Here is a 16778-nt window from a genome sequence, read left to right as displayed (position 1 = left end):
CAGGACGCGCTCAACGCCGACACGTCCGCGTCGCTGCCCCGCCCCCGCACAGCCGGTCCCGCCGTCGGCCCCCCGTAACGGGCGGCAATCGCCGAACTATCAGCGATAAGTATTCTCTGGGGCATGTCCCGCCCCGTCGCTCTGATCACCGGACCGACGTCCGGGATCGGTGAAGGCTTCGCGCGCCGCTACGCCGTCGACGGGTACGACCTGGTGCTGGTGGCCCGTGACGTCACCCGGCTGGAGCGCCTCGCCGCCGAACTGCGCGACCAACAGGGCACCCGGGTCGAGGTGATCCGCGCGGACCTGTCCGAGTCCGCCGACCGGGAGACCGTCGCCGAGCGGCTGCGCGCCGGGGTGCGCGTGCTGGTCAACAACGCGGGCTTCGGCACCGCGGGCGAATTCTGGTCGGCGCCCTACGAACAACTGCAGGCCCAGCTCGACGTCAACGTCACCGCCGTCATGGCGCTCACCCACGCCGCGCTGCCGGCCATGCTGGCCGCCGGGGAGGGCACGGTGCTCAACGTGGCCAGCGTCGCGGGCCTGCTGCCCGGGCGCGGCTCCACGTACTCGGCGTCCAAGGCGTGGGTGGTGTCGTTCTCCGAAGGGTTGGCCAACGGGCTGGGCGGCACCGGCGTGGGCGTGCACGCGCTGTGTCCGGGGTTCGTGCGCACCGAGTTCCACGAGCGCGCCGGCATCGACATGGCCGGGACGGCCTCATTCCTGTGGCTCGACGTCGACGACGTGGTGCGCGAGACGATGTCCGACATCGCCAAGGGCCGGATCGTGATCATTCCCGGCCTGCAGTACAAGGCGCTGACCACCGGCGGGCGCCTGGTGCCGCGCAATGTCGTGCGCGCGCTGACCCGAGTCGTGGGCAAGGGCCGTGGTCGGACCTGAGACCCGGCTGATCGCATTCCTGCTGGCGCTCGTGCTGACCGCCACCTCCTGCTCGGATGACCCCGCAGACGACGACGTGTACTCGGCGGCGACCGCGACGATCGGCGAATCGCTGGCCACGCTCGGGTGGAACATGTCGGTGGCCAACCTGCGCTTCGACGCCGACTACGTGCTCATCGACGTCGACGCCTCCCCGTCGCAGCCGGGTGGCGCGCACGCCAAACCCGAGGACATCCGCTTCGGTCTCTACGGTGCGCTCGACCACCCCGTGGAGGCCAACGCGATCGGCGGCTGCGAGGACGTCACAACCCTTGCGCTGCAACCTCTTTTGGCTCCGACGACGGACCGGATGTCGGGCACGGTGTGCATCGGCCCGTTCCGGGACCAGTCGCAGGTGCGCGGGGTGTACGCCTATTCGCCCCGCGACCGGATGCCGGGCACGACGATCGCCTACCCGGCGGCCTTCCCGATCGGCCTTCCGCAGATCAACGTCAACGACACCGGGCTGAGCATCAAGGCCACCAGCCTCGACGCGTTCCGCGCGGACGGCACCGCGCTGGACCCGACCGCGCTGGGCGATCCCGAGGCCTTCTCGGGCAAGGGTTACATGCTGATCGGGCTCGACATCAGCGGGCTGGCTGCGCGCTACCGCGACGACTCCGCCGCGCGGGGCGGTCCGCTGATGGTGCTGGCCGCGCCGACGCTGCCGGGCCGCGGACTCAGCCACGCGTGCAGCGTCTACGGAGCCTCGCTGCTGGTGCTGCCCGAGGCGTCGCGGGAGGGCGTGCAGGTCCGGGCGTCGCTGTGCACGCAGGGCGAGATCAACCAGGCGCTGCTGTACGCCACGGTGTCGGTGGTGGGCACCCACGCCGCGCTGTGGAGGCGCTGATGACCGACGAGCCCGGCCCCACCGAGTGGGGGGAGAGCCCGGGCGTGGGGCCGTGGCCGGGTCCGCCGCCCGACGACGGCCGCTACGACCCGGACCTGTTGCGCGACGGCGATACCCGCAACGTCGTCGACGCCTACCGGTACTGGACGCGCGAGGCGATCATCGCCGACATCGACGAGCGCAGGCACCCGCTGCACATCGCGATCGAGAACTTCGGCAACGACGCCAACATCGGCGGCGTGGTGCGCACCGCCAACGCTTTCGCGGTGCACACCGTGCACATCGTGGGGCGACGGCGGTGGAACCGCCGCGGCGCCATGGTCACCGACCGCTACCAGCGGCTGCGCCACCATGACAGCACCGCGGCGCTGCTGGACGCCGCGGCCCAGGAGGGGCTGACCGTCGTGGCGGTCGACAACGTGCCCGGCGCCGCCCGGATCGAGGAGGTGACGCTGCCGCGCGAGGCGTTACTGGTCTTCGGCCAGGAGGGGCCCGGCATCACCGACGCCGCGCGCGCCGGCGCCGCGCTGACGGTGTCAATCGCGCAGTTCGGCTCCACACGGAGCATCAACGCGGCGGTCGCCGCGGGGATCGCGATGCACACCTGGATCCGCCAGCACGCCGACCTCGGCCGGGCCTGGTGATTTGAGCAGGATCCAGACCCCGACCGCCGACACGAGCAGCAGCAGCGCGCCCACCCCGGACGCGACCGACAGCCCGTGCGTGAAAGCGGTCCGTGCCGCGTCGAGCAGGCTCTCGGCCTGCGCCGGCGGCAGGGTGTCGGCGGCGTGCACCGCACTCGCCAGCGAGTCGCGGGCTTGGGCGGCCGCCGGTCCGGGGATTCCGGGCGCGACGACGACGGTGCGGTACACCGCGGTGACGATCGACCCCAGCAGCGCGATGCCCAGCGCCATGCCCAGCTCGTAGGCCGTCTCCGACACGGCCGCGGCGGCGCCGGCCCGCTCCTTCGGCACGCTGGCCAGGATCACGTCGCTGGCGACCGTGAACGCCAGGCCCAGACCGACGCCGACGACGAACAGCGACACCCCGAGCGGCGGGTACGGCGCGATGGGGGTGAACACCAGCAGCGACACCATCATCGCGGCCATCGCGACACCCACCAGCGCCAGGCCGACGGTCAGCACCAGGCGGTGGGAGAGGCGGCGCACCAGCAGACCGGCGATCACGCCGAACACCGTCGCCGTCACCGCGGCGGGCAGTTCGGCGAGCCCGGCCTTCAGCGGCCCGTAGCCGTGCACCAGCTGGAAGTACTGGGACAGGAAGAACACCAGCCCCGACAGGCCGAGCACCGACAGCAGGTTGGCGGCGACGACGCCGGAGAACCGCGGGTTGGTGAACAGCCGCACGTCGATCAGCGGATGCGGCAGCCGCAGCTGCCGCCGCACGAACAGCGTCAGCGCGGCGGCGCCGAGCATCCCGGCGATCAGCACGTCGCCACCGATGCCGTGGCTCAGGCCGGCGAAGCCCTCCTTGATCGCGTAGACCACGCCGATCATGCCGACCATGGAGAGCGCGACGCTGGGTAGATCCCACGGACCCGGCTGCGGATCGCGGTGCTCGGGCAGCAGCACGATGCCGCCGGCGACGAGGACCACCATCACCGGGATGTTGATCAGGAACACCGATCCCCACCAGAAGTGCTCGAGCAGCACGCCGCCGACCACGGGGCCCAGCGCGGCGCCGGCCGAGAACGTCGAGGCCCAGATGCCGACGGCGATGCTGCGCTGCCGCTGGTCGGTGAAGATCCCGCGGATCAGCGCGAGTGTGGCCGGGGCCAGCGTCGCGCCGGCCATGCCGAGCAGCGCGCGGGTGCCGATGAGCATCTGCGGGCTCGTGGAGTAGGCGGTGATCACCGAGAAGGCGGCGAAAGCCGTTGCGCCGCAGAGCAACAGCTTCTTGTGGCCGATGCGGTCGCCGAGGCTGCCCATGCTGATCAGCAGCGCGGCCAGCACGAACGAGTAGATGTCGCCGATCCAGAGGATCTGCGTGCCGGTGGCGCCGAGGTCCTCGCTGATGAACGGTGTCGCCAGCGCCAGCACAGTGCCGTCGACGCCGATGAGCAGAACGGCGAGCGTGAGGACGCCGAGAGCGAACCAACGGCGGGTCATGAGGGTCGTACTCCGTTCAGAAGAAGGTCGGTGATGATGCGGCCGAAGTCGCGGGCGGCGACGCGGCCGACGCGGATCGACCAGTCGGTCGCGGTGACCAGGCTGTAGAACGCCTCGGTCAGCCACGCGGCGGGCAGGTCGGGCCGGAACTCGCCGGATCGCTGCCCCCGCAGGAAGAGCTCGGTGATCGCGCCGTCGATCTCCTCCCACACCTCGAGGCACGCGGTCGGGTCCTCCTGGCTCTGGCTGTACAGCAGGGCCAGCCACGCCGACACCGGCTCGCACGTCGTGACGAGCCGGCGCAGCGCCTCGGCGGCGCTGTCCTCCTGCAGCCGGGCGGCGGTGATGACCGTGCCCATCTCGGCGATCGCGAGTTCCTCGAGTGCCGCCATCAGCGCGACGCGACCGGAGAAGTGCCGGTGCAGCGTCGCGCGGCTGACGCCGACGGCGGCCGCGATCTCGTCTTGCGTGGCGTTCGGCCGGCGGCCGAGGTAGTCGGCCGCCGCGCGCAGCAGATCGTCGCGAGTGGACATGAGACGACTGTAGCTCATATGAGACAGATTTGTCTCATAGCTTCGGGGGGCGGGGTGAGGCAGGATCGACCCATGGATCAGATGTGGGCCAACCGCGCGGCCAGCGCCGAAGCCGCGATCACCACCCGGCACCTGCGCAAGCTCTGGGGGCTGCCGGGCACCCAGCTCGGCGTGGTGGCGTGGCCGGCGGCGGGCAAGCAGCGCCGCTTCGGGACGTGGCACTACTGGTGGCAGGCCCATCTGCTGGACAACCTGGTCGATGCGCAGGTGCGGGACCCGCAGCCCGAGCGGCTCGCCCGGATCACCCGGCAGGTCCGAGGTCACCGGCTGCGCAACGTCGGCCGGTGGACCAACGACTACTACGACGACATGGCGTGGCTGGCGCTCGCGCTCGAGCGGGCGGGGCGGCTCGCCGGTGTGGAACGGCCCAAGGCGCTCGACACCCTCGCCGACCAGTTCCTCACCTCCTGGGTGCCCGAGGACGGCGGCGGCATCCCGTGGCGTAAGCAGGACCAGTTCTTCAACGCCCCGGCCAACGGCCCCGCGGGCATCTTCCTCGCCCGCACCGAGGGACGGTTGCGCCGCGCGCAGCAGATGGCCGACTGGATCGACGAGACCCTGATCGACCCCGAGACGCATCTGGTGTTCGACGGGATCAAGGGCGGTTCGCTGGTGCGCGCCCAGTACACCTACTGCCAGGGTGTGGTGCTCGGGCTCGAGACCGAGCTCGCGGTGCGCACCGAGGATCCCCGCCACTCCGAGCGGGTGCACCGCCTGGTGGCCGCGGTCGCCGAGCACATGGCGCCCGACGGCGTGCTCAAGGGTGCGGGTGGCGGTGACGGCGGCCTGTTCCACGGCATCCTGGCGCGCTACCTGGCGCTGGTGGCCACCGCACTGCCCGCCGGCGGGGCCGAGGACGAGACGGCCCGCGACACCGCGGGGTCGCTGGTGCTGTCCTCGGCGCAGGCGGCCTGGGACAACCGGGCGACGGTCGAGGATCTGCCGCTGTTCAGTGCGTTCTGGGAGCGCGACGCCCAGGTGCCGACGGCGGGCACCCAGGACGCGCAGTTCGTCGAGGGTGCGGTGAACTCCTCGGAGATCCCGGAGCGCGATCTGTCGGTCCAACTGGCAGGCTGGATGGTGATGGAAGCCGCCCACACCGTCGCCGGTGACCGTGACTGAACCGGCCACCCCGCGCGGGTTCCCGCTGCGGCCCTCGCGGCTGAGCCGCGGCAGCACCACGAACAAGACAGGCGACAACACGGCCGCGGCACTGCTGCTGATCTTCACCGTGATCGCCATCCTGTGGGCGAATTCGCCCTGGGCGCATGCCTATTCGACGTTGCTCGAGACCGAGGTCGGACTCAGCCTCGGCGAGCACCACGTCGCGATGTCGATCAAGCATCTCGTCAACGACGCGCTGATGACGTTCTTCTTCTTCATCGTCGGTCTGGAGGTGACGCGCGAATTCACCATCGGCGAGCTGACCGACCGGTCCCGGGCGGCGGTGCCGGTGGTCGCGGCGATCGCCGGGCTGGTGCTGCCGGCCGTGGTGTTCCTGGCCTTCAATCCGTCGGGGGAGGACGCCCAGGCGTGGGGCGTGGTGATCTCCACCGACACCGCGTTCCTGGTGGGGGCCCTGGCGATCATCAAACCGGTGTTCCCCGCGCGGGTGCGGCTGTTCCTGCTGACCCTGGCCGTCGTCGACGACGTCGGCGCACTGTGCGTGATCGCGCTGTTCTACTCCGACGAGATCAGCATCGCGCCGTTGGTGGTGGCGGTGGTGCTGCTCGGCGCGCTGGCCCTGGTCCGGTACCTCCCCAAGGCGCGCGGGCCCGCCTATGCGGTGCTCGGGGTCGGGCTGTGGATCGCGTTGTACCTGGGCGGGGTGCACCCGACGCTGGCCGGTGTCGCGGTGGCGCTGCTGATCCCGGTGTTCACCCCGGAGCGGCGCCCGGTGGAGCGGGCCGTCGAGCAGATCCGCGCATTCCGGCAGTCGCCGAACTCGCAGTACGCGCGGGCGGCGAGTCGCTCACTGCAGGAATCGATCTCGATCAACGAACGGCTGCAGACCACGGTCGGGCCGATCGTGTCGTTCGGCATCCTTCCGCTGTTCGCGTTGGTCAACGCCGGCGTGCGGCTGGACGCGCAGAGCCTCGGCGCGGCGCTGCGCTCCCCGCTGACGTGGGGCATCGTGGCGGGCCTGGTGATCGGCAAGTTCATCGGCATCACGGGCGCCACGTGGTTCATGCGCCGCACCGGGCTGGGCGTGCTGGCGCCGGGTCTGACGCTGCGCCGGATCATGGGTGGCGCCGCGCTGTCGGGCATCGGGTTCACGATCTCGCTGTTCATCGTCGACATCGCGATCACCGATCCCGGCCGGCAGGATCAGGCCCGCATCGGCGTGCTGGCGGCCTCGGTGCTCGCGTTCGCGTTCGGCTGGGCGATCTTCCGGATCACCGACTGGCTCAGCCCGCCCGAGCCCGTCGGCCTGCATCTGCTGCGTCCGATCGATGTGGAGCGCGACCATGCTCGCGGCCGGCCCGACGCACCCCTGACTCTGGTGGAGTACGGCGACTTCGAGTGCCCGTTCTGCAGCCGGGCGACCGGCTCGATCGACGAGGTACGGGCGCACTTCGGCGACGAATTGCTGTATGTGTGGCGGCATTTTCCGCTCGAGCGGTCCCATCCGCGGGCGTTCGACGCCGCCCGGGCCAGCGAGGCCGCGGCCCTGCAGGGCAGGTTCTGGGAGATGGCGCACGAACTGTTCGCCCACCAGGACGACCTCGAGTGGTCCGACATCTACCGGTACGCCGTGGCGGCGGGCTGCGACATCGAACGCTTCGACGCCGACGTGCGCATCCACTCGTCGAAGGTGCTGCACCGGGTCACCGACGACGCCGAGGACGCCGAGGCGATGGATCTCAACGCGACGCCGACGTTGTTCGTCAACGGCAAGCGGCACCGCGGTCCTTGGGACGCCGCGAGCCTGATCCGCGCGCTCGAGGAGTCCCGGACCGCGCGGTTGTAGACGCGTCTAGCCGGTGTTCTCCAGGTCCCACTCGGGCAGGCAGATGCGGGCGAGCTCGTCGAGGCGGATCTTCAGCACCGCCGCCAGCGCCGCCACCGTGGTGAACGCGGGGGTGGAGAGCCGGCCGGTCTCGATCTTGCGCAGCGTCTCCGGGGAGATCGAGGCGGCGTGGGCGACGTCGGCGGCCTTGCGTTCGCCGCGGGCGTCACGCAGGTAGGCGCCGAGCCGGCGGCCCGCGGCGCGCTGCTGCGGCGTCAAAGGTGATCGCACCATGTCGCCCAGAATAGGCCCCGAGCTAGACTGGTATTTCTATACCGGTCGATGAAAGGTGTGCTCGTGGTCGAGTTGAAGACAGCGGCGGAGGTCGAGGCCATGCGGGTCACCGGCGCGTTCATCGCCGAGTTGCTCGAGGACCTGGCGCAGCGCGCCGCGGTCGGGGTCAACCTGTTGGACCTCGAGCAGCGCGCGCGGGACCTGATTGCCGAGCGCGGGGCGCAGTCCTGCTACTGGGATTACGCGCCGTCGTTCGGTCGTGGACCGTTCCGCAACGTCATCTGCCTCTCGGTCAACGACGCGGTGCTGCACGGTCTGCCGCATGACTACGTGCTGCGCGACGGGGATCTGCTCAGCATGGACATCGCCGTCTCCATCGACGGGTGGGTCGCCGATTCGGCGCGCAGCATCATCGTTGGCACACCGCGCGTCGAGGATCAGCGGCTCATCGAGGCGACCGAACAGGCGCTGGCGGCCGGCATCGCCGCCGCGCGACCCGGAGGGCGGCTCGGCGACATCTCCGCGGCGATCGGCGCGGTGGCCGCCGATTACGGCTATCCGGTCAACACCGACTTCGGCGGGCATGGGCTGGGCCGCACGATGCACGAGGACCCGCACGTGCCGAATGTCGGGCGCGCCGGGCGCGGCATGGAGCTCAAACCGGGGCTGACCCTGGCGCTGGAGCCGTGGCTCGCGCAGGGCACGAAGAGGATCGTCTACGACCGCGACGGATGGACGATCCGGTCGGCCGACGGGTCACGCACCGCGCACAGCGAGCACACGATCGCGGTCACGGATGGTGCGGCTCTGGTGCTGACGGGCCGGCCTGCTTAGCGGCCTTGCGGCGCTTGTACCACTCCCAGATCATCGGCGTGATCGACGCGACGGCGATCAAGATGAAGATCGGCTCGAGGAGTTTCTGCACCACCTCGAACTGGCCGAGCCCGTAGCCCATGAGCACCAGTCCCACGCCCCAGAGCACGGCGCCGAGCACGTTGAACGCGGTGAACAGGCCGTAGCTCATGCGCGCTGCGCCCGCGGTGATCGGCGCCAAGGTGCGCACGATCGGCACGAACCGGGCGATCACGATCGCGAACGGTCCGCGCTGCTCGAAGAACAGGTGCGCTTCGTCGAGGTAGCGCTGCTTGAGCACGCGCGCGTTCGGCTTGAACATCGCGGTGCCCAGGCTGCGCCCGATCCAGTACCCCACCTGCCCACCGAGGATCGCCGCGACGGGGATGAACACCAGCAGCTGCCAGAGGTGGAAGTTCGCATCGACGGCGTCGGCGCGGGCCGCCGTTCCCGCCGCGAGCATGCCCGCCACGAACAGCAGGGTGTCGCCGGGCAGGATCGGGAACAGCACGCCGGATTCGACGAAGACGACCACGAGGATGCCGACGAGCGCCCAGGTGCCGAAGTAGCCGATCAGGGTGATCGGGTCCAGAAAGTCGGGCATCAGGGCGAGAGTGTCGACGACCACGGGTCTCAAGGGTACCGGCGCTCTACAGTGAGGCATGCCCACCCACAAGGCCGTCCATGTCGCCGAAGCTGACGCACCGCTGACCCTGGTCGAGGTCGAGACCCCCTCTCCGTCCGCGGGCCATGTCCGCATCGACGTCGCGGCGTGCGGCGTCTGCGGTACCGACCGCGAGTTCCACGCCGGACACTTCCCCGGACTGCAGTGGCCGCTGACGCTCGGCCACGAGATCGCCGGCACCGTTGCCGAGGTCGGCGACGGGGTGGAGGACTTCGCGGCGGGGGACCGGGTCGCGATCGGCTGGTTCGGCGGCAACTGCAACCGCTGCATCCCCTGCCGCAAGGGGCTGTTCATGCAGTGCGAGCGGATGGAGGTGCCGAGCTGGCACTACCCCGGTGGTTACGCGGAGTCGGTGGTCGCGCCGGCCACCGCGCTGGCGCGCATCCCCGACGGGCTGTCGTTCGTCGAGGCCGCCCCGATGGGCTGTGCGGGGGTGACGACGTTCAACGGGCTGCGCCAGACCCGGGCCAAGGCCGGTGACCTGGTCGCGATTCTGGGGGTCGGTGGCCTCGGGCACCTCGGTGTGCAGTTCTCCCGGGCGATGGGCTTCGAGACGGTGGCCATCGCGCGGGGCACCGGGAAGGCCGAGGAGGCCACGAAGCTCGGTGCGCACCACTACATCGACTCGACCGAGCAGGACGTCGCGGCGGAACTGCAGAAGCTCGGCGGCGCCGCGGTGGTGCTGGCCACCGCCAACAACGCCGCCGCCATGGCGGCCACCGTGGCCGGGCTGGGCCCGACCGGTGAACTGGTCGCCGTCGGCGTCACGCCGGAGAACCTGCCGATCAGCCCCCTCGACCTGATCAACGCCGGGCTCTCGGTGAGCGGGCACCCGTCCGGAACGTCGCGCGACGTCGAGGAGACGCTGCACTTCGCGCTGCTGAGCGGGGTGCGGGCGATGGTCGAGGAACGGCCGCTGGCCGAGGCCGCCGAAGCCTTCGACGCGATGGACTCCGGGCGTGCCCGCTACCGGATGGTTCTGACCGTGTGAGCGCACCCCGTTCCTGAGATACTCCAACCACCCCAGCCGAGAGGAAGTGCCATGCCCATCGCCACGCCGGAGGTCTATGCCGAGATGCTCGGCCGGGCCAAGGAGCATTCCTTCGCCTTCCCGGCGATCAACTGCGTCGGCTCGGAGAGCGTGAACGCCGCGATCAAGGGCTTCGCCGACGCCGGATCCGACGGCATCATCCAATTCTCCACCGGCGGAGCGGAATTCGCGTCCGGGCTGGGGGTCAAGGAGATGGTGACCGGCGCGGTCGCACTCGCCGAGTTCGCACACGTGGTCGCCGCGAAGTACGACATCACCGTCGCGCTTCACACGGACCACTGCCCGAAGGACAAGCTCGACACCTACGTGCGGCCGCTACTGGCGATCTCGGCCGACCGCGTCGCCAAGGGGCAGAACCCGCTGTTCCAGTCGCACATGTGGGACGGGTCGGCGGTGCCGATCGACGAGAACCTGTCGATCGCGCAGGAGCTGCTCAAGCAGGCCGCGGCGGCGAAGATCATCCTGGAGATCGAGATCGGCGTGGTCGGCGGTGAAGAGGACGGCGTCGAGGCCGAGATCAACGACAAGCTCTACACCACGCCCGAGGACTTCGAGAAGACCATCGCGGCGCTGGGCGCCGGCGAGCACGGCAAGTACCTGCTCGCCGCGACGTTCGGCAACGTGCACGGCGTCTACAAGCCGGGCAACGTCAAGCTGCGGCCGGAGGTGCTGGCCGAGGGGCAGAAGGTGGCGTCGGCCAAGCTCGGTCTGCCCGAGGGGTCCAAGCCGTTCGACTTCGTCTTCCACGGCGGCTCGGGCTCCCTGAAGTCGGAGATCGAGGACTCACTGAAGTACGGCGTGGTGAAGATGAACGTCGACACCGACACCCAGTACGCCTTCACCCGCCCGATCGTCGGCCACATGTTCACCAACTACGACGGCGTGCTCAAGATCGACGGCGAGGTCGGCAACAAGAAGGTGTACGACCCCCGCAGCTACTTCAAGAAGGCCGAGGCCGGAATGAGCGAGCGGGTGGTCGAGGCGTGCAACGACCTGCACAGCGCGGGCCGCAGCGTCACCGCGGGCTGAACGAAGAGAAGCCCGCAATCAGATGCGGCGGGCTAGCTACTGGCGGCCTGGCAGATCTTCCACTGGTCGTCGACGAACTCCAGGTCGAAGCTGCGCGTCGACCTGGTCTGCGGCGCGGAGGCCATGAACGTGGTGACGTTCGCCTCCGCGTGGTCGCCGTTGACCACGACCTGGTCGATGCTGGCGACGACGGGGTACTGCTTGGCCGCGGCGACCCGCGAGTGGGTCTGTTCCCAGGACTTGTCGTTGTAGCTGACGTAGCTGTCGCGGGTGCTGCCGCAGGTGATGCTGCGCAGCGTCGCCAGGTCGCCGTTCTGCACGGCGATGTCGAAGTCCTGGATCGTCTCGCGGACCCGGTCCTCCTGCGACGCCGACGGCGACGACCCGCGGGTCAGCAGGATCGTGCCGAGGATCGCGATGGCGGCCAGCGCGGCGATCACCAGCACGATCGCGATCACCCACCCCCAGCTGCGCTTCTTGCCGGGCGGCTTCGGCGCGTCACCGCGCGGCGGGATCTTCTGTGGCGCGACGGGCTGGGCAGGGAAGGCTTCGGTCTCGGCGTGGCCACCGGTGCCGAACACCTCGGTGGCCGGCTCGGTCGGGCGGTTGATGATCTGGGTGGAACCCGCGTCGAAACCGGACGGCGCCGTGAAGCGACGCTCTCCCTCCGGCTGCGCCGACGGATCCTGCCCGGCGGGATCGGCGGGCGCGAAGACCTCGGTGGCGGGCTCGTGGTCGGGATCGGTGGGCTGGTCCGGCTGATCCGGGCCTGTGGGGTTCGACATCGGAGTGCTGCGGTCCTCCCTGACGGCGCTATGGCCGAAGCTTATCCATCCGCGGTGACGACTGAGTAACCCCGCACGGCACAATGGTGACCATGACTCGGATGGGCGATCTTCTCGGACCGGAACCGGTACTGCTGCCAGGCGACCCCGAGGCCGAGGCCGAGTTGGACGCCGCGGAGAACCCGGCCATCGTGGCCGCGGCGCACCCGTCGGCGTCGGTCGCCTGGGCGGCGCTGGCCGAGGATGCCCTCGCCGACGACCAGGCCATCACCGCGTACGCCTACGCCCGGACCGGCTACCACCGCGGTCTGGACCAGTTGCGCCGCAACGGCTGGAAGGGTTTCGGTCCGGTGCCGTTTGCGCACGAGCCCAATCGCGGCTTCCTGCGCTGCGTCGCCGCGCTGGCCCGCGCCGCCGACGCGATCGGGGAGACCCCGGAGTATCAGCGCTGCCTGGACCTGCTCGACGACTGCGACCCGGCGGCCCGCGCCGAACTCGGCCTGGCCTGAGTCACCGCGTCTCGATCGCCCACAGCGCGGCGATCGTCTCGTAGGAGGTGTGCTCGGCGGCCACCACGTCCGGCCACAGCCGGTCGGCCGCCGCGCGCTGATCCTTCGATCCGCCGGTGGCCGCCTCGTGCGCCTCGAGCATGTCCAGCGTGGCCCGCTGCAGGTCGCGGCGCGCCGCGCGGGCGGGCAGACTGACCGCGTCGCCCGCGGCGACGAAGGGCTCGGTGGCGGAGATCGCCGTCCTGGTGCGGGCGATTGCGTCGTCGAGCCGGCGGATCTCCTGTCGGCCGGCCAGCACGACGTACACCGCCATGCCGACCGCGCAGCCGATCAGCGTGTCCAGCCCGCGCGCCAGCAGCAGATGTCCGACCTGCCCCGGTTCGAGGTGGCGGCTGGCGGTCCCGATGGTCAGCGCGGTCGCCGTGATGAACACCGAGGCGAGCAGGTAGTTGCGCGTGACCAGCATCTCGATGGCGAAGTTCAGCAGCGCGAGCACCACGGCCAGGAACCAGCCCTGCGGATGCACCACGATGACGGCGGCGGCCAGGCCCAGCCCGATCCAGGTGCCGGCCAGGCGCTCGGCGCCGCGACGCAGCGTGCGCCACAGCGGCGTGCCCTGGTGCAGCACGAGCACCGCGGCCGCCATCGCCCAGTACGCCCGGTCCACGCCCAGGCCGACGGCCGCGAAGCCGGCCAGCGGCACGCCGAGCGCGACCCGCACCATCACCCGGCGCGTCTGTGAACCCGTCTGCAGCCCCTGCCTCAGCAGGTCCCGCGTCGGGGGCCGGCCGAGCGGTAACCGGTCGGGGTCGCGGTGGGCGATCGTGTCGGGCTCGACTCGACGGGCGCCCAGGGCGCGCGCCACGTCGGCCGAGCCGGGCTCGGGCGCCTCACCGCGGGCCGCGGCGGACATCGCGTCGGCGAACAGCACGTGCACCGCATGGGTGGTGGCGCTCGCGACGCCCCCGGAGGTGATGGGTGAGTACGTGCCGCGCCACGTCGGCCGAGCCGGGCTCGGGCGCCTCACCGCGGGCCGCGGCGGACATCGCGTCGGCGAACAGCACGTGCACCGCATGGGTGGTGGCGCGCAGGCGGGCCAGCTCGCTGCCGGCCGGTGCGGCCAGCGGCTGATGGTTGACCAGGTTCGCCCAGGCCTGGTGCAGCGCGGTGGCCGCGCGGTGCCGGGCCCTGTCCTAATCGGGCTCGCCGACCGTGTCGAGATAGGCGGCGACGGCCTCTGCCGCGGTTCGCACCGCCGCCCGCTCCGGGCGCCGGAATCCCGTTGCGGCGCCTGCCATCTGGACGAGCCAGGCGATCGCGCCGCCGGCCAGCACCAGCAGCGCGATCTGCCCGGGGCTCAGGTGCGACGCCGAGACGCCGACCCCGGCCGCGCAGGCGACGACGAACACGTAGGCGCCGGGCGGCCCGACGGCCAGCGCTGTACACAGCCACACCGCCGCGACCGCGACTCCCGAGATCGTCAGCACCCCTAGCCATGCGATGTCGGCGGCCCACGCCCCGGCGGCCACCGCGGCGGCGAGCGCCACCGCCACGACCGCGAGTTGCACGCCCCGGCTCAGATAGGGTCTGCCGACGCCGAAGCGCGACGTGAACGCCCCGAGGGTGGCGATCAGCCCGGCTCCGACGTCGCCGGCGGCCCAGCCGAGCAGAACCGGGATCGCGGTGCTGACCGCCGCGCGCACGGCGATCGGCAGGCGTGGCGGGGCTACCGGTTCTGGCTTTCGCACTCGCAGTCGGCGGCCGCGTCGGGCGGCTCGACCTGGACGGTCGCGTGGTCGAGTCCGCGCGCGGCGAGCACGGCGCGAGCGTCGTCGAGCACCCGTGCGGAGTCGCGCTTGCTGGTCAGGTGCGCGGTGACCATGTCCTTGCCCGGCACCAGCGTCCACACGTGCAGGTCGTGCACCTCGGTGACGCCCTCGACGCGGCACAGCGCCGCGCGCAGTTCGTCGACGTCGATGTGGCTCGGCGAGCTCTCCGAGAGGATCCTCAGCGCGGCCCTGGCCAGCGCGATCGCCCGCGGCAGCACCCACAGCGCGACGAACACGGCGACGACGACGTCGGCGTACGGCCAGCGCGTGGTGACGGTGACGATGCCGGCGATCAGCACGCCGATGCTGCCGACGGTGTCGGCGACGACTTCCATGTAGGCGCCTTTGACCGCGAGGCTGTCCTTGGACTGCGACCGCAGCAGCAGCACGACCACGGCGTTGGCGAGCAGGCCGGCGAGCGCGACGACGATCATCGGTACGCCGGGCACTTCGGGCGCGCCGCCGAGACGTTCGACGGCTTCGTAGAGGATGAAGCAGGCCACGCCCATCAGCAGCACCGCGTTCGCGACCGCGGTGAACACCTCGGCGCGGTGCCAGCCGTAGGTTCGCGACGGCGAGGTGCTGCCGCGTTTGGCGAGCAGCACCGCGGTCAGGCCCATGAACATCGCGACCAGATCGGTGAGCATGTGTCCGGCGTCGGCCAGCAGCGCGATCGAGTTGATCGCGAGCGCGGTGCCCAATTCGACCGCGAAGAAGACCGTCAGGATGCCCGCGGCGATGACCATGCGGGACACGCGGGCATCAGGGTCGTTCCGGTGACTGTGATCGTGTCCCGCGCCCATGGGGCCGAATATATGCGCAAAGTCGCATATGTGGCAAGGGTGCTGCTACCAGGCGGACCAGAACCGGGTCAGCTGGCCGCCCACGGCCGACAGGTAGGACGGCACGCCGGACAGCTCGAACAGCCAGTACACCGCCGAGAAGAACCACTGGTTGACGCCGGGGGCGAACAGCAACAGCAGCAGGATCAAGAAGCCCCACTGCTTGGCCGGCGCCACGGCCCGCTGCGTCTCGGGGCTCAGATGCGGCTCCAGCGCGCCGTACCCGTCCAGGCCCGGAATCGGCAGCATGTTCAGCAGGAACGCGGTGACCTGCAGGAAGCCGAGGAACGCCACCCCTGCCCAGAACACCGAGTGCGTGGGGTCGTAGAGCAGCCGGGTCAGCGTCAGCAACACCACCGCGAACACCAGGTTCACCGCGGGACCGGCGAGACTGACCAGCGTGCGCTGCCGCCGGGTCATCCAGCCGGTCTGCACGTACACCGCGCCGCCGGGCAGACCGATGCCGCCCAGCGCGATGAACAGGATCGGCAAGCCCAGCGACAGCAGCGGGTGTGAGTACTTCAGCGGGTTGAGCGTCAGGTAGCCGCGCACGGCGACGTCACGGTCACCGAACCGCCAGGCCGAGTAGGCGTGGCCGAACTCGTGCAGACACAGCGACACCAGCCAGCCGAAGATCACGAACGCGAACACACCGACATACGCCATCGGCTCCGCCTGCGCGCCCGGCAGCCAGGCGAGCACCCCGCCCACGGCCGTCAGCGCGATCAGCGCGAGGAACAGAGGGCTCGGCCGCACCGACTGGCGCAGCGGACGGATGCTCACTCACCCAAGCTACCTGCGGCCGACGCGCAACCAGCCCTCCGTGTGCCGGTAGAACGTCGAGCGCCGCAGCGGCCGCGGGCCGGGCACACCGTCGCGGATCACCAGCGCGCCCGTCGTCCCGAGCTGCGCCGCCCGCCCGGTCACCCAGCGCCGGGGCCGCCACCGGCCCGCGAGCACGGCGGCGCGCAGGCCGGGCAGCTGCGCGGTCGGCTCGATCCGCACGGCCGGGACTTGACCGTCGAACAGCACGGTGTCGTCGACGACGGCCTCGCCCCGGATCGTGCGCTGCCCGTCGGCGGGCCGCCAGTGGGCCGCTCCGATGACGACGGTGCCGGTTTCGTCCCTGATCAGCGGCACCCGGGTGGCGGGCGCCGTCAGGGCGCGTCGTGCCCGCCAGGGATGCCGGACGTGGGCCACCTCGACGTCGAGTCGGTCGGCGCGCAGCAGGGCGGTCAGCGTGGCGGCCAGATCCGCGGACGAGCCCACCACGACGACACGGCGCCAGGCGGTGAGGCCATCCAGTCCGGTGGTCGGCAGGTCGCGCAGCGCGCGCGGCGCGCGGCGGTCGCCGAAGGTCAAAACCGCGACGGGCGGGGTCTGGGACCGCGATCGGATAAGGTAGCTCACCGGCTGCACACACTATGCACAGCATTCGAGC

General features: G+C 71.1%; 20 protein-coding genes. 10 read left to right on the top strand and 10 right to left on the bottom strand.

Going from position 1 to position 16778, the window contains the following annotated elements:
• Positions 1-123 precede the first annotated feature (123 nt).
• The 3 genes from MCHUDSM44219_RS14475 to MCHUDSM44219_RS14465 are packed head-to-tail and all read left to right on the top strand — an operon-like array spanning position 124 to position 2433.
• Positions 124-900: an SDR family NAD(P)-dependent oxidoreductase gene (locus MCHUDSM44219_RS14475; protein ID WP_048418921.1), complete on the top strand. Its 777-nt coding sequence runs from the start codon at positions 124-126 to the stop codon at positions 898-900.
• The gene (locus MCHUDSM44219_RS14470) at positions 887-1789 is read left to right on the top strand and encodes a hypothetical protein (RefSeq protein ID WP_048418920.1); all 903 of its coding nucleotides are present in this window, start codon (positions 887-889) and stop codon (positions 1787-1789) included. The genes MCHUDSM44219_RS14475 and MCHUDSM44219_RS14470 overlap by 14 nt, the downstream gene beginning before the upstream one ends.
• Complete coding sequence (locus MCHUDSM44219_RS14465; RefSeq protein ID WP_048418960.1) at positions 1789-2433, top strand: TrmH family RNA methyltransferase; 645 nt, start codon at positions 1789-1791, stop codon at positions 2431-2433. The genes MCHUDSM44219_RS14470 and MCHUDSM44219_RS14465 overlap by 1 nt, the downstream gene beginning before the upstream one ends.
• Here the strand turns inward: MCHUDSM44219_RS14465 and MCHUDSM44219_RS14460 are convergent.
• Positions 2326-3918 (bottom strand): MFS transporter, encoded by a 1593-nt coding sequence (locus MCHUDSM44219_RS14460; RefSeq protein ID WP_048418919.1) that lies wholly within the window; start codon positions 3916-3918, stop codon positions 2326-2328. The genes MCHUDSM44219_RS14465 and MCHUDSM44219_RS14460 overlap by 108 nt on opposite strands.
• Positions 3915-4451, bottom strand: coding sequence for a TetR/AcrR family transcriptional regulator (locus MCHUDSM44219_RS14455; protein ID WP_236695453.1), 537 nt, complete (start codon positions 4449-4451; stop codon positions 3915-3917). The genes MCHUDSM44219_RS14460 and MCHUDSM44219_RS14455 overlap by 4 nt, the downstream gene beginning before the upstream one ends.
• Positions 4452-4523: 72 nt before the next feature.
• Here MCHUDSM44219_RS14455 and MCHUDSM44219_RS14450 point away from each other — a divergent pair, with 72 nt between their 5' ends.
• Complete coding sequence (locus MCHUDSM44219_RS14450; protein ID WP_048418917.1) at positions 4524-5633, top strand: glycoside hydrolase family 76 protein; 1110 nt, start codon at positions 4524-4526, stop codon at positions 5631-5633.
• A complete protein-coding gene (gene nhaA / locus MCHUDSM44219_RS14445) occupies positions 5626-7482 on the top strand; it encodes a Na+/H+ antiporter NhaA (RefSeq protein ID WP_048418959.1) in 1857 nt (618 codons plus the stop codon). The genes MCHUDSM44219_RS14450 and nhaA overlap by 8 nt, the downstream gene beginning before the upstream one ends.
• A gap of 6 nt (positions 7483-7488) precedes the next feature.
• Here nhaA and MCHUDSM44219_RS14440 read toward each other — a convergent pair whose 3' ends face one another.
• Positions 7489-7755, bottom strand: a complete 267-nt coding sequence (locus tag MCHUDSM44219_RS14440; protein WP_048418916.1) for a helix-turn-helix transcriptional regulator — start codon at positions 7753-7755, stop codon at positions 7489-7491.
• 63 nt (positions 7756-7818) lie between these two features.
• Between MCHUDSM44219_RS14440 and map the strand changes: the two genes are divergently transcribed.
• Positions 7819-8589 (top strand): type I methionyl aminopeptidase, encoded by a 771-nt coding sequence (gene map, locus MCHUDSM44219_RS14435; protein ID WP_048418958.1) that lies wholly within the window; start codon positions 7819-7821, stop codon positions 8587-8589.
• Here map and MCHUDSM44219_RS14430 read toward each other — a convergent pair.
• Positions 8546-9271, bottom strand: a complete 726-nt coding sequence (locus MCHUDSM44219_RS14430) for a DedA family protein (protein ID WP_048418915.1) — start codon at positions 9269-9271, stop codon at positions 8546-8548. The genes map and MCHUDSM44219_RS14430 overlap by 44 nt on opposite strands.
• On the opposite strand from MCHUDSM44219_RS14430, the gene MCHUDSM44219_RS14425 reads away from it, so the two are divergent.
• Positions 9270-10283, top strand: coding sequence for an alcohol dehydrogenase catalytic domain-containing protein (locus MCHUDSM44219_RS14425; protein WP_048418914.1), 1014 nt, complete (start codon positions 9270-9272; stop codon positions 10281-10283). The genes MCHUDSM44219_RS14430 and MCHUDSM44219_RS14425 overlap by 2 nt on opposite strands.
• 51 nt (positions 10284-10334) lie before the next feature.
• Positions 10335-11372: a class II fructose-bisphosphate aldolase gene (gene fbaA, locus MCHUDSM44219_RS14420; RefSeq protein WP_048418913.1), complete on the top strand. Its 1038-nt coding sequence runs from the start codon at positions 10335-10337 to the stop codon at positions 11370-11372.
• A 32-nt stretch (positions 11373-11404) separates the two neighbouring features.
• On the opposite strand, the gene MCHUDSM44219_RS14415 is transcribed toward fbaA, so the two are convergent.
• Positions 11405-12157 (bottom strand): Rv0361 family membrane protein, encoded by a 753-nt coding sequence (locus MCHUDSM44219_RS14415; protein WP_048418912.1) that lies wholly within the window; start codon positions 12155-12157, stop codon positions 11405-11407.
• 92 nt (positions 12158-12249) lie between these two features.
• Between MCHUDSM44219_RS14415 and MCHUDSM44219_RS14410 the strand changes: the two genes are divergently transcribed.
• Positions 12250-12666 carry a DUF3151 domain-containing protein gene (locus MCHUDSM44219_RS14410; RefSeq protein WP_048418957.1) on the top strand — a complete coding sequence of 139 codons (417 nt, stop codon included), beginning with the start codon at positions 12250-12252 and terminating at the stop codon, positions 12664-12666.
• A 1-nt stretch (position 12667) separates the two neighbouring features.
• On the opposite strand, the gene MCHUDSM44219_RS14405 is transcribed toward MCHUDSM44219_RS14410, so the two are convergent.
• Complete coding sequence (locus MCHUDSM44219_RS14405; protein WP_053081256.1) at positions 12668-13603, bottom strand: FUSC family protein; 936 nt, start codon at positions 13601-13603, stop codon at positions 12668-12670.
• Positions 13604-13644: 41 nt separating this feature from the next.
• Between MCHUDSM44219_RS14405 and MCHUDSM44219_RS29995 the strand changes: the two genes are divergently transcribed.
• Positions 13645-13797, top strand: coding sequence for a hypothetical protein (locus MCHUDSM44219_RS29995; RefSeq protein ID WP_157868766.1), 153 nt, complete (start codon positions 13645-13647; stop codon positions 13795-13797).
• Between the two features lie 62 nt (positions 13798-13859).
• Here the strand turns inward: MCHUDSM44219_RS29995 and MCHUDSM44219_RS14400 are convergent, their stop codons facing one another.
• Genes MCHUDSM44219_RS14400 through MCHUDSM44219_RS14385 form a run of 4 tightly spaced genes read right to left on the bottom strand, consistent with a single transcriptional unit; the run spans position 13860 to position 16747 of the window.
• Positions 13860-14414 carry a hypothetical protein gene (locus tag MCHUDSM44219_RS14400; protein WP_131722315.1) on the bottom strand — a complete coding sequence of 185 codons (555 nt, stop codon included), beginning with the start codon at positions 14412-14414 and terminating at the stop codon, positions 13860-13862.
• Positions 14393-15298, bottom strand: a complete 906-nt coding sequence (locus tag MCHUDSM44219_RS14395; RefSeq protein WP_048418911.1) for a cation diffusion facilitator family transporter — start codon at positions 15296-15298, stop codon at positions 14393-14395. The genes MCHUDSM44219_RS14400 and MCHUDSM44219_RS14395 overlap by 22 nt, the downstream gene beginning before the upstream one ends.
• Positions 15299-15343: 45 nt before the next feature.
• Entirely contained in the window at positions 15344-16120 is a 777-nt protein-coding gene (locus MCHUDSM44219_RS14390; RefSeq protein ID WP_048418910.1) for a site-2 protease family protein, read from the bottom strand.
• A 9-nt stretch (positions 16121-16129) separates the two neighbouring features.
• Positions 16130-16747 (bottom strand): peptidase M50, encoded by a 618-nt coding sequence (locus MCHUDSM44219_RS14385; RefSeq protein ID WP_413783607.1) that lies wholly within the window; start codon positions 16745-16747, stop codon positions 16130-16132.
• Positions 16748-16778: the final 31 nt, after the last annotated feature.

Source organism: Mycolicibacterium chubuense (assembly GCF_001044255.1).
GTDB lineage: Bacteria > Actinomycetota > Actinomycetes > Mycobacteriales > Mycobacteriaceae > Mycobacterium > Mycobacterium chubuense.
This window is presented reverse-complemented; position numbering and strand designations above follow the sequence as displayed.